Source organism: Microcoleus sp. N3A4, from assembly GCF_036701805.1.
Taxonomy (GTDB): domain Bacteria; phylum Cyanobacteriota; class Cyanobacteriia; order Cyanobacteriales; family Microcoleaceae; genus Microcoleus.
In genome coordinates, this window is the sequence record NZ_JAUBRJ010000048.1 from 45,089 (window position 1) to 57,500 (window position 12,412).

A 12,412-nucleotide genomic window follows, 5' to 3' on the forward strand; every position below is an offset into this window, starting at 1 on the left:
GTGACGATCGCTAATCGTAAGGTGCGTCGCTCCCGAAAATTTGGTGATAATTTGAAGCTATTCGATGCGACGCACCTTACATTTAAAAGCCGATTTATTCTTATATGACGGCACGGATTCCCATTATTTAATAATACGTCAAGTAGCAGAAAAAAGCAAGGGGCGATCGCAAATAAAATACCGCCCCAGCTTCAATAAAAAACTACCTTTGATCCCAAGCCTTAGCCGCATCAGCCACAGCTTGGTCTACCGACTTCTCCCCCAACATCGCCGCCTGCAAATTGTCATAAATCGCCTTTTGCAACTTCTTAACATCCTTCAAAGGCGGAATCAACAGCTCGGCGGAACTCAACCCAGAAGCACTGATAATCCGAGCTCGATCGGCTGCAGGAGCATCAGCGGGAACGGTCTTAAAATAACCGTCCTGCAAAGCCTCAACCGTAGAAGGCAAAACATTAGCAGCCTTAGCAAAAGCCAACTGATTTTGAGAATTAGTCACGTACAAAGCAAACTTGACAGCATCATCAGGGCGCTTGCTGTCGCGGGGCACAACCAAATTCATCACCGCCACAGTCTTCTTGCCGGTTTCCCCCGTAATTTGAGGCGCAGCAGCCGAAACAGCACCAATACTCGGAGCATTCTCAGAAATCGCTTTCAAAAACTGAGGCCCCGAAGCTAACAAAGTAGTTTCCCCAGCTTGATAAAGCTCGATCGCCCTGCGGTGTCCCTGCACCAAAACATCCTGCGGCAAAAGTCCGCCCTTGTACAAATCCACCCAATACTGAAAAACAGCTTTCCCCTTAGCAGTATTAAAAGCAGCCTTGCCTTTAGCGTCCACCAAAGGTACACCCATCTGCACGAAAGATTGCAAAACCTCCGCCGAATCTTCCGGCACAAAAGTCACAAAAAAAGCAAACTTACCAGTCTTCTCCTTCACCTGTTTCGCAACCTGTGCCAACTCGGCATAAGTAGCCGGAGGCTTAGCAATTCCAGCCTTCTTCAACAACTCCGTATTGTAAATAGTTACCGGGGTTGTGAGATACCAAGGAATGCCAAAACTCTTGCCTTCGAGCACACTAGCTTTCCAGATATTTGGGAGATAGAGCGATCGAACTTGCTGCGGAATTCGAGAATCCAAATCCAGCCAAGCATTGCGTCCCGCCAACAGCGAAGCAAAATCGGGATTTAGGTTCACCACATCCGGCGCAGTTTTCGCCGAAACCGCCCCCAAAATCTTGCTTTCCATCGCCGACCAAGGAACGTCCACCCAACGCACCTTCACCCCCGGATTTTCCGCTTCAAAACCGGCGATCGTCTTGTTGAAATACTCAGTAAACTGAGGTTGAAGCTGCATAGTCCAGAACTCGATTTCCTGCGTATTATTTGCCTGGGAATTCACAGCCGGCTTGCTGCAACTTACCACAGCAGCCAGCAGCAGCCCCACCAGCCCAAAAACAGCAAACAGTTGCCAAGATTTACGTTTCATAGAATAAAATTTGAGAGTTATGGGAACCGTCAGACAAAAAAGCGTGAAGCGAAGCTATCCCGTTCCCCGCAGGGGTTCCCGTTCCCAGTAGGGGTTCCCGTAGGGTAGGGTAGGGAATCGCCCGAATCAAACGCGATCGAATGCGAGAGAGAGTTTTGTACCCGGGCCCCCTAGCGAGTCGGTTTTTGTGCAGAATCGGCAGGTTTTCGGTCGATCGAGCTGGAATTTATTGACATTCGCAACAGAATAGCTATTGTCAAGTAAATTGGATAGCATAAAACCGGAACTAGCGATCGCGCAACACAGACGGATCGGCGCAGCTACGGCGGGATACCGAGATTACAGCACTCTTGCGGCAGTTGGAAACCAACCCTCCAACACCGGGCGCTGAATCAGGCTGGCCAACTACAAAATAAAAAAATAGCAATTAGCGACGACCCAATCACATGGTTAACTTTTTCAAAGGTCTACTTTCCCAACGCCAGCCAGGAATCGGGATCGAAATAGCCCCAGACCGCATCAACATCATTCAGCTCGAAAAGAAAGCTCAGGCATTAAAATTAGGCATCCTAGCCTCAATAGAAGTTCCAGAAGACATAGTACAAGAAGGACAAATAGTCGATCCGCCGGGAATGGCAGAACTAATAAAAGCCGTCCTCGCCGAAAACAAAATCAAAGCCAAGCGAGTAGCCACAGCCATTCCCGGCCGCGAAGCCGTCATCCGCCTCATCCCAGTTCCCGCAGAGCTCAACGAAGAAGAACTGCGGGATTACATGAACGCCGAAGCAGGACTGTACTTGCCATTTCCCAGAGAAGACGCCGACGTAGACTATCAAAAAATCGGCTTATTTGTAGATGACGACGGCGTAGAAAAAGTGCAAGTCGTGTTAGTAGCAACCCGCAGAGAAGTTACCGACACATACATCGAAACCTTCAAAGAAGCCGGACTGATTATAGACGTGCTAGAAGTGACCAGCTTTGCCCTGATCCGCACCCTCAAAGACCAACTGCAACAATTTTCCTCCCAAGAAGCCGCAGTCCTGACCGACATAGAATTTGACAGTACCGAGTTAGCTATAGTAGTGGACGGCATACCTCAGTTCAACCGTACCATCCCGATCGGCACCTACCAAATCCAGACCGCCCTCAACCAAGCCATGAACCTGCCGCCAACCAGAGACACCACCGAACTGCAAGGCATGACCCTGCCAGTCACAGATACAATGGGCGCCTCGGGAGACGCCAATCCAGGCACAAATGCGATGATTAAAGTATTGGGAGAACTAGCAGACGAACTGCGCCGCTCAGTAGACTTTTACCTCAACCAGAGCGAAGAACTCGAAGTAGCGCAACTGCTGTTAGCAGGCCCGGGAGCTGCGATCGGCAAACTCGACGAATTTTTTATGCAAAGATTAAGCTTGCCCGCATCTCAAGTCGATCCCATAGAAACCCTAGGACTCGAAATCAGCGAAGAAATTACCCCAGAACAGCGAGCAGGTTTAGGAGTCGCCCTAGGTTTAGGACTCAGGGAGGTTATGTGACCTAACAGTTTTTAGATAGAAAAACCGATTTGAGAATTTTAGGTAAAAGCCCATTCCGAAAGAAGAAAGCAGAAGGCAGAAGGTAGAATATTGGAGGTAGAAGGTAGAAGGTAAAAGGTAAAATATCGGAGGTAGAAGCAGCCGCTTCCTTCAGTAGAAGGCAGAAAGTTGTTTCTTTCTTCCCTAAATAAATCTTTCACTTGTACCCACAATATTGCGCTGTGTCTAAAATCTAAAATTTCCAATTAAAATCTCTAGTAACAGCCAAGACGGTGAGGACGTTCTCGCATTGCACAAACCATTGCTTTTATTGCTTCTTCCTTCTCTCGCAACGATAACTAAAGCCTTCCTCCTGCTCTCGCGACGATAACTAAAGCCTTCCTCCTTCTCTCGCGACGATAACTAAAGCCTTCTTCCTTCTGCTATAAAATCGAGTGAAGCCATGTACAGCCTAGATATTAATTTTCTCAACGACCGTCCTGACTACAAACCCGTCGCTGCAGCCAAAAGCTCAGCTAAAAAAAGTTCTGGTGGAGCCAAAGACCAACTGCCCCTAATTGGGGCGCTGCTGTTTGCCTTCGGCATCAACGCCGCAGTCATGGGCGCGTGGTGGTGGGCGACTAACGAAAACACCAACTTGGCCCAAGAACAAGCAACCCTCGACCAAGAAGTGGCAAAGTTAAACACTCAAGCCAACGCCATCAAAGCCATCAACGCCGAAACCGACAAAGTTACCGCCGAATACCAAGCATTAGCCGGAGTATTCGACCAAATTAAACCTTGGTCGGCGATGCTGCAAGACCTCAGTGCCCGGACTCCCGCCGGAGTGCAAATTTCCAAAATCGAGCAAATCGACCCCAGTCCCTCCCCCGTTGCAGCAGCACCCCCGCCTGCAGCAACTCCCGCCGCCTCCCCGGGAGCGAGTCCGTCTCCGGGGGCGAGTCCGTCCCCCGCCAGCCCCACCCCGGTTGCCGCTCCCACTCCAGTCGTCCCGCAGCAGGCAGCAAAAGTACAAATTTCAGGGATAGCCAGTACCTTTGCTCAAGTTAACGACTTTATGCTGCTAGTCCAGCGCTCTCCTTTCTTCCTCAACACCGATACCAAACTGGTAGCAGCCACATTAAAAAACAACCCCGCACAATTACAAGTACGCAACCAAAACGCAGCAGGATTAACAGAACTTCCCAAACTGCGACCGGTGGTGGAATATAAAATTGAAACGACGCTCAGCCCGACGGGGGCCTCCGAGTTGCTCCCCGAGCTGCGGAGCAAGCAAGCAGACGGGCTAGCAATACGGATAGAAACACTTCAAGAAAAAGGAGTGCTACCACAAAAAGGAGAAGTGAAAAAACCATGACAGCAGCAGAGTATAGTCCTAGCGGACAAGCAGAAGAGACAGGGACTAAGGAAATATTCGGAATTAAGCTGACACCCCAAGTCCAAGCAATCGGCGTGGCGGTTCTCGGCCTCGGAATTGCCGGCTACCTCGTCTACCAGTTCGTACTGCCCGAATTCCAAAAAGGCGGCGAATTCAAGCAAAAAATTAGCGAAAGCAAGCAAACGCAACTGCAATTGCAAACTCTAATTCAAAAAAAGGCAGAAGCAGAAGCAAAGCAAGAAGAAGCAAAACAGCGCCGGGCCAACGTGACGGCAATGTTTGCCAGCGACGCCAGCGCCAACACGCTGCTGCTTGACATGACCCAACTGGTTAATAGAATCAACGCGGGGGTGCAAGGAGATGACCTCAAGGCTAAAATTACCAAATTTGAGCCGGATATCCCGCCAGTAGCAGCAGCAACCGCCGTGCCGGGAGGTCTAGACCCAGATATTCTAAAAGATACGTCTTTCGGGCCGTCTCTGGCTGGCAAGCTCAGACGCAAAAAATTTAAGGTAGAGTTTGAAGGCAATTTCGCTCAAACCCGCAATTTTATGCGTAACTTAGAGTTGATGCAGTCGCTGTTGGTAGTGAGGAATTTGAAATCTGAATTGCTAGCATCCACTCAGGCAATTCAAGTTGACTTCTTGAAAGGGAAAATAATCCCTGTGGAGCAGCCGCAAACTAAAATTAAAACTGCTTTTGATTTGCACGCGCTGCTGCCGTTAAAGCAAGAAGAAAAGCCGCCAACTCCGGCTCCGAGTCCTGCTGCTAAGTAGCGGTAGTTTGGCGGATATTAGCTGTGGTTCCAAAAAAGTCGCTTTTTCAGCACTTATCTAGAAGGAACTTATGTAGAAGGTAGAAGATAGAAGGTTGAATCAAAAAATATTATGAATGCCAGAAAAAAGGTTTTTTGAGAGGGCAATCAAAAATTAGAGTTTCGGCCGAACTTATTCTAACTTCTACCTTCAAAAAAGGCTCGAATAGAAAATATTTCAGTCAGTTTAGCAGCTAGCGACAAAAGACTGCGAACAACAAATAACAAAGTGTAGTTGAGGAGAGAACGTGAAACAGCATCTACGGTTAAGTGGAGGACTCTTGTGCAGCGTTGCAGGAGTTCTGATCGCGCAAGCCCCCGTCTTGGCAGCGCCGACTCAAGTCACAGGAGTGCAAGTAAGTCAAGGCAATAATGGGGTAAATATTGTCCTGGCTACCGAAAAGGGCGATCGCCCGCAAGTTTTCGCCATCAATAACGGCAATACTTACCAAGCCACAATTATCAACACCCAGCTCCGCTTGCCCGAAGGCAACAGCTTCCGTCAAGATAACCCCGCTCCGGGAATTTCTTCAGTAGAAATCAGCCAGGTAGAGGCTAACAGCATCCGCGTGGTGGTAGCGGGCACCAACGGAGTTCCCAACGGACAAATTGTTCCGGGACAAGGGCAAAACATCGTCCTCAGCGTTGCCGGACAGGGCGGTACAGCGCAGTCTGCCCAAAGTGTACCCCCGCCGCCTCCGGGACTGCCGCTGAGCCAAACAGATCCCCGGCCGGCTCCCCAAGTCCGCACGTCGCAAAACCCAGGCGTGCTGCTGCCAAATCCCGAAGTTACTGTTACCAGGAACGATCGCCCGCCCCTCCCCAGCGAAATTCAATCCCAGAACAATCAGGCTCCGCCTTTCCAGCCGCGGGCCGTGGCGCCGCCCTTGGGAGATATCGCAGTGTCGAACATCGCCCCCGGCGCGGGAAATATTGAACTGAGTTCGGGAGAACGCATCCCCCGCTTGGTGCTGCGGGATGCCCCAGTCCGGGACGTTTTGGCTCTGCTGGCCCGCGCTGCGGGATTGAACATCGCTTTTACAGGCGGCGGGGCCACCGCTCAACCGGGCCAAGCCGCAGTGCCCGGTCAGCCGGGAGCCTCCGGTTCAGATGAAGGGCCGAAGATTTCTTTGGACATCGAAAATGAGTCGGTGCAAGATGTCTTTAACTATGTGTTGCGGCTCAGCGGACTGCAAGCTAACCGCCAGGGGCGGACGATTTTTGTCGGGACTAGCTTGCCGATCGACTCGCGCAATATTATCATTCGGACTCTGCGGCTCAATCAAGTCAGATCTACCGATGCAGCTAACTTTTTGAGCGCTCAAGGTGCGGAAACTCAACTGCCGATTACTCGGGTGACGATTCAAACCGTGGGCCAGGGAAATGCCGCGCGGGATGTGGAAATTCGGGAACCGGATATTAAGGCGATCGGCGCTAAGGACGGCAACGGGCCGCTCTTGTTGAGGGGATTGTCGGTGCTGGCCGATGCGAGGCTCAATTCCATCACTTTGGTGGGCGACCCGCGCAAAGTTGACATGGCTGTGGCTTTCTTGACACAGCTAGATTTGCGCCGCCGTCAAGTGGCTGTCAACGTCAAGGTGATCGATATCAACTTGTCGGGAGCAAATAACACTAGCAGCAGTTTCTCTTTCGGAATTAATAACAGTTTCTTTGTCAATGACAATGGGGCGGCGATCGTCAATTTTGGCGGCATCAATCCGCCCGATCAGACGACTGTAACTAGTGGCATAGCTAATCGGCCGATTATAGAGAACCGAGACATTCCCACAGAATACAGGGATACTCCTTTCTACGATGCGAACGGTCGGCGTATCGTGCCGTTTACAGGTCAAGGTCTCCAAGGTCCAGCCAAGGGTGTGTTCCTCCAGCCGATAGCTCCAATTACTAATAACCCCGGGCAAGTTGGAATTACGGATTACATTCTTGGATCGACCATCGGCTCAGGACTTGCAACTTTCGGCAATTTCCCCTTGTTCCAATATCCGAGACGGTTTTTGTCTAACTTGCAAGCAAGTATTGTCAGTCAGAACGCTAAAATCCTGACTGACCCGACTCTGGTTGTCCAAGAAGGGGAAACGGCGAATGTGAATATCACTGAAGAGGTGGTCACTAACATTAGGTCGGAAACGCAGTCAACACAAGGTCAAACTACCAGAACGGTGACGGCTGAAAAAGGTCAGGCCGGTTTGCGCTTGGGAGTGGCGATCGATCGAATCGACGATAACGGTTTTGTCTCTCTGCGGGTGAATCCGATCGTCAGCGCGATCGGCCCGTCTCAATCCCTCAGCACTGGCGCAGAAAGTAACAGTATCACCCTGCTGCAAGAGCGCTCTTTGCAGTCAGGGTTAATTCGCCTGCGGGACGGTCAGACTTTGATTATTTCGGGGATTATCCGCGACCAAGAACGGACTACAGCGAACAAGATTCCGATTTTAGGAGATTTGCCGATTATCGGTTCGCTGTTCAGGAGGACGAATAAAATCAACGAGCGGGCGGAAGTGATTGTGCTGCTGACACCGCAGATTTTGGATGATAGCGATCGATCGAACTTTGGCTACCAAAACAACATCAGTCCCGACGCCCGCCAACTGTTGCAGCGGAGTCAGCCCGTCCAACCGAGGCAGTAGTCAGCAGTCAGCAGTCAGCAGTCAGTAGGAAGAAATTTAGTTTTGCCCTTGACAATTCCGACTTTATTCCTTCTGACTTCTGCCTTTTTTCCTGAGAATAACAAAATCAGAAGGAATAAATTTTCCTTGAACCCTTGACAAATGACATTTTATTCTTTCTATTTCTCCTTTTTTCTGCTCTCAAATCCACAGAGGCGAGAAATCTTCTCTCCAAGGTGGTTTTTTTTTACCTAAATTTTGGGATTAATTAAAAAAAGTTGGCAAGTTCCATATAAATTAAAGGTTCCACCGATCCATAAAGGTCGGCAAGACTTTAGAATAATGCAGTGAAACTTAGATGCTGTGGGGTTTTCAGCAATTAGAAAAAAAAATTCCTTTTCTGACCAATTACCCTAGGGTAATTGGTATTCAGCAGGAGTTCTTAATTGGGGAAGCGGACAGGAGCCATCGGGAACAACCCAAACCTCCGAACCCAAACTCAAATGCAGTTACCACTCACAGCTAATAGTTGAACTCTGTTTAACGTATTTTGCAAATCCTAGAAGGAGTTCGGAATGAACAAAGGTGAATTGGTTGATGCAGTCGCGGAAAAGGCTAGTGTCACGAAAAAACAGGCAGATGCCGTTTTGAGTGCAGCCTTGGAAGCAATCATGGAAGCTGTCTCCGACGGCGACAAGGTGACGCTGGTCGGTTTTGGCTCGTTTGAGTCGCGGGAACGAAAGGCCCGCGAGGGTCGCAATCCCAAAACTGGCGACAAGATGGAAATTCCGGCAACCAGAGTTCCTGCATTTTCTGCAGGGAAGTTGTTTAAGGACAGAGTTGCACCCCCGAAAAACGCAGAATAGCTGGCGAACTGAGTCTTGATTAGACCTGTACACGGTGGGAATTTAGCTTGGGCAGCCGCACTGGCAGGCTGCCTTCCCTCTGCTATTGTCGATTTTTCTGCCAGTATCAGTCCTTTGGGCCCTCCTGAGTCGGCATTGAATGCGATTCAAGCTCACTTGAGCAGTCTGACGGCTTACCCAGACCCGGATTATGGAGAGCTCAGGACTGCTTTGGGTGAGGCATTGAATGTTGACCCGGATTGGATTTTGCCGGGGAATGGTTCGGCAGAATTGTTGACTTGGGCGGCTTGGGATTTGTCGAAGCTGGAGGCGACTTATTTGGTGACTCCGGCTTTTGGCGATTACTGGCGGGCTCTTTCGGCTTTTGGGGCGAAGGTGCTGAAATGTCCTTTGGATCTCACAACTTGCACCATTGTCAAGAACGGGCAAGATGCCCATTCCACAAGAGATGAATTTTCTTGTGGAACAGGCATCTTGCCTGTTCCTAAACCACTAATTGAGCATGGTGCAACATCTCAGTTGGAACTGAAATCGTTGGACGCTGGGGCAGGAAACGGGTTAGTAACGGATGATTTGTCGGTTTCTAACCGTTCCCTTGTCTCCCCTTCTTTCCGTATCCCAGTTCCTCTTGCTCTCGATGCCCCATCTCGACGAGGTTTGCTGCTGAACAACCCGCACAATCCTACGGGTTTGCTGTTCGCTAGGGAGGCGATTTTGCCTTATGTGAAGCAGTTCGGTATGGTGGTGGTAGATGAGGCCTTTATGGACTTTTTACCGCCTTCGGAGCAGGAAACTTTGATCGATGCTGTTGAGGAGTTTCCGAATTTGGTGATTTTACGATCGCTCACTAAATTCTATTCTCTGCCGGGACTGCGCTTGGGCTGCGCGATCGCCCATCCCGATATTCTGGGCCGCTGGCAGTTGCTGCGCGATCCTTGGCCTGTGAATGCTTTGGCTGCGGCGGCGGCTGCTGCTGTGGTGCGAGATGCTGTTTTTGAGCGGAAAACTTGGGATTGGCTGCCTGTTGCTCGCCGAGAGCTATTTGAGGGTTTAGCTAATTTGCCGGGTTTGCAGCCAATTGCCGGGGCAGCTAATTTCTTGTTGGTTGAGTCGTCGGTGTCGGTTTCTTCGATTCAAAAAAGTCTCTTGGAACGACACCGGATTTTGATTCGGGATTGTTTGAGTTTTCCTGAGTTGGGCGATCGGTTTTTTCGGGTGGCCGTGCGCTCAAGGGCGGACAATCTGCGGCTGATTGCTGGACTTAAAGAAGTCATTAGTCAGTTGACAGTTGTCAGTTGACGGTTGTCAGTTGACGGTTGTCAGTTGACGGTTGTCAGTTGACAGTTGACGGTTGACAGTTGACGGTTGACAGTTGTCAGTTGACTGTTGACTGTTTACAACAAATAAGGAATGAAAAATAAATAACTTGCACAATTAAACCCCAGAAGCCTTGCTCCAAGGTAAACTATTGCTCTATTAGTCACCTTATTTATTTTTCATTCCTAAGTACACAAACAGAAATATTTACACAGATATAATTTTTTTAGGCTCATAGGAAGAGAATTTAAGATTCTATTTTGTGTAATTAATTCTGTCCATTTACTTAACAAATAACAAATAACAAAAAACTAGCAACTAGCAACTAGGAACTAGCAACTAGCAACTAGCAACCAACAACTGACTTCTTTATTTATGCTTGACTATGATTTAGTGATTATTGGTGGAACTCCGGCCGGACGTTATGCTGCTTTGACTGCAACTAATTTCCCGGCCCGCGTTGCTTTGGTGGAACCGCTCAGTAATTCGCAAGATTTGCCGACTGCGGGGAAAGAGTCGATCGACCTTGGTTTGAGATACAGCAAAACTTTGAGCGAGGCTGCTCGTTTTGCCCAGCAGATCGATCGCCAACAGTTTGGGGCGCGCTGGGAAGCCGCTAATTCCTCCATGCCGATCGAATTGCGGTTTGACGGGGTTTTGAAGTGGGCCGAGGGAGTTGTTTCTAATTTGTCAGAAATTGACGATCTCGGCGTTTTGGCTGCCCGCGGTGTCGATGTTATTTTTGGCAGCGGCGAGTTTGTTGCGAAACCGGATTTTGCTTTTGTCGCGGGCGGGCGGAAATTGCGATCGTTCTGTTATTTGCTAGCTTGTCCAACTCTGCCGGCGATTCCCAATATTGAAGGACTTTCGTCTGCTGGCTTTTTTACTTCGGAAACTGTTGCGGAATTAGCAAAACTTCAACAGTTGCCTAAAAGTTTGGCTGTAATCGGCGCAGATCCCAGCGGTGTCGAAGTGGCTCAGACTTTTGCTCGGCTGGGGGTTGCTGTCACTTTGGTGGTGAAAAGTTCGCACATTTTGGCTAAAGAAGACCGGGAGGCGGCAGGGTTGGTTCAAGCTGCAATGGAAGCTGAAGGAGTGCGGATTCTGACTGCTACTGAGGTGACTCAAGCTAGGGTGATTGATGGTAAAAAATGGATTCAAGCAGGGCCTAGGGCGATCGAAGCTGAGGAGATTTTTCTAGCCGCCGGTAGAGGGCACAATTTTGCATCGTTAAATCTCGAAGCGGCTCGGGTTAAATTCAATTATCGGGGGGTAATTTTAAATGAAAAGCTGCAAACAACTAATAGCCGCATTTACGCGATCGGCGATCTTGCTGGGGGTTATCCGTTCCCTCACATCGCTAATTGCGAAGCTGCGGTAGCTGTAAAAAATGCTTTGTTTTTGCCGCTGTTTCAAATAGATTATCGCGGGATTCCTTGGGCGATTTTTTCTGACCCGCAATTGGCGAGGGTTGGCTTGACTGAAGCGCAAGCAAGGCGCCGTTTTGGAGACGATCTAATTATTAGTCGGGAATATTTTAAGAATATTGAAAGAGCTCAAATGTGCGGGGAGACAACTGGTTTTTGTAAGATTGTCGGGCGCCGCAACGGGGAGATTTTGGGAGCGAGTATTGTGGGGCCGCAAGCTGCTGAGTTGATTCACGCGATCGCCTTGGCTGTGCGTCACGGGATGAAGGTTGAGGCGATCGCCGAACTTCCTCATATTTGGTCGAGTTTTTCGGCAATTAACGGTCAAACTGCGGCTGTTTGGGAGTTGCAGCGCTTGGGCAGCAATACTTTTATGCAGAATTTGTGGGAGAATTTGTTTCACTGGCGCAGGTATTGGAAGTAAAAAAATCAAAGGGGTAATTGGTAATTCGTAATTGTAAGTATGTGAGTGGCAAAATATAATTGACTTGGGCTAGTTCCATAGTCTACTTCTGAATTTTAGCATTTAATACCTGATTCACTTATTAGAGTGAGGCAGCTTGTTGTGGCATCTGGACAAATAATTCGGCTGGCGATTCCATGAATCCCAAGTTATCCGCAATCTGGCACAAAAAATTAATTTCCTCTGGTTGCCACTTTAAATTCCGCTCCGCCCGAATTGTACTAATGACATTAAATTATCACCTAAACTTGACATTAAGATTTAATAGGCGATCGCATACAAGCATCGGTTTCAAAAATACTCTTAAGTACCTGATTAGCCTCTTCAATTCCTCTTCTCTCAACTGCTTTCCTTCAATCAGCCTTAGCTTCCTTCATTTTCTACTTAGTCTTAACTGCCGTATCAATAGCTCTAACATATAGCGGTTCTCAGAAAGATTCGCGGACGTTGTTGGGCTTGGGCCCTCTTAGTCTCTGGGTGGTTATGTAAGCTG

At 49.0% G+C, this 12,412-nt stretch carries 8 protein-coding genes; 7 read left to right on the forward strand and 1 reads right to left on the reverse strand.

Annotated features, from left to right (window positions below):
- Positions 1-202: 202 nt before the first annotated feature.
- Positions 203-1,486 (reverse strand): sugar ABC transporter substrate-binding protein, encoded by a 1,284-nt coding sequence (locus QUA56_RS24210; protein ID WP_333362707.1) that lies wholly within the window; start codon positions 1,484-1,486, stop codon positions 203-205.
- Positions 1,487-1,932: 446 nt separating this feature from the next.
- On the opposite strand from QUA56_RS24210, the gene pilM reads away from it, so the two are divergent.
- The 7 genes from pilM to QUA56_RS24245 all read left to right on the forward strand — a co-directional run bounded on the left by pilM (position 1,933) and on the right by QUA56_RS24245 (position 11,880).
- Complete coding sequence (pilM, locus tag QUA56_RS24215) at positions 1,933-3,027, forward strand: type IV pilus assembly protein PilM (protein WP_333362710.1); 1,095 nt, start codon at positions 1,933-1,935, stop codon at positions 3,025-3,027.
- Positions 3,028-3,469: 442 nt separating this feature from the next.
- Complete coding sequence (locus QUA56_RS24220) at positions 3,470-4,384, forward strand: PilN domain-containing protein (protein WP_333362713.1); 915 nt, start codon at positions 3,470-3,472, stop codon at positions 4,382-4,384.
- The gene (locus tag QUA56_RS24225; RefSeq protein WP_333362716.1) at positions 4,381-5,181 is read left to right on the forward strand and encodes a pilus assembly protein PilO; all 801 of its coding nucleotides are present in this window, start codon (positions 4,381-4,383) and stop codon (positions 5,179-5,181) included. Before QUA56_RS24220 ends, QUA56_RS24225 begins: the two co-directional genes overlap by 4 nt.
- A gap of 286 nt (positions 5,182-5,467) precedes the next feature.
- Positions 5,468-7,867, forward strand: a complete 2,400-nt coding sequence (locus QUA56_RS24230; protein WP_333362719.1) for an AMIN domain-containing protein — start codon at positions 5,468-5,470, stop codon at positions 7,865-7,867.
- A 554-nt stretch (positions 7,868-8,421) separates the two neighbouring features.
- Positions 8,422-8,712, forward strand: coding sequence for an HU family DNA-binding protein (locus QUA56_RS24235; RefSeq protein WP_006634837.1), 291 nt, complete (start codon positions 8,422-8,424; stop codon positions 8,710-8,712).
- 15 nt (positions 8,713-8,727) lie between these two features.
- On the forward strand, positions 8,728-10,011 hold the full coding sequence (locus QUA56_RS24240; RefSeq protein WP_333362722.1) for an aminotransferase class I/II-fold pyridoxal phosphate-dependent enzyme: 1,284 nt from the start codon (positions 8,728-8,730) through the stop codon (positions 10,009-10,011).
- A gap of 393 nt (positions 10,012-10,404) precedes the next feature.
- Positions 10,405-11,880 (forward strand): NAD(P)/FAD-dependent oxidoreductase, encoded by a 1,476-nt coding sequence (locus QUA56_RS24245; RefSeq protein ID WP_333362725.1) that lies wholly within the window; start codon positions 10,405-10,407, stop codon positions 11,878-11,880.
- Positions 11,881-12,412: the final 532 nt, after the last annotated feature.

What these genes read in the sequence shown, in the direction of transcription:
- QUA56_RS24210 (WP_333362707.1), bottom strand. Translation starts at nt 1,486, where the DNA reads ATGAAACGTAAATCTTGGCAACTGTTTGCTGTTTTTGGGCTGGTGGGG.
- pilM (WP_333362710.1), top strand. Translation starts at nt 1,933, where the DNA reads ATGGTTAACTTTTTCAAAGGTCTACTTTCCCAACGCCAGCCAGGAATC.
- QUA56_RS24220 (WP_333362713.1), top strand. Translation starts at nt 3,470, where the DNA reads ATGTACAGCCTAGATATTAATTTTCTCAACGACCGTCCTGACTACAAA.
- QUA56_RS24225 (WP_333362716.1), top strand. Translation starts at nt 4,381, where the DNA reads ATGACAGCAGCAGAGTATAGTCCTAGCGGACAAGCAGAAGAGACAGGG.
- QUA56_RS24235 (WP_006634837.1), top strand. Translation starts at nt 8,422, where the DNA reads ATGAACAAAGGTGAATTGGTTGATGCAGTCGCGGAAAAGGCTAGTGTC.
- QUA56_RS24245 (WP_333362725.1), top strand. Translation starts at nt 10,405, where the DNA reads ATGCTTGACTATGATTTAGTGATTATTGGTGGAACTCCGGCCGGACGT.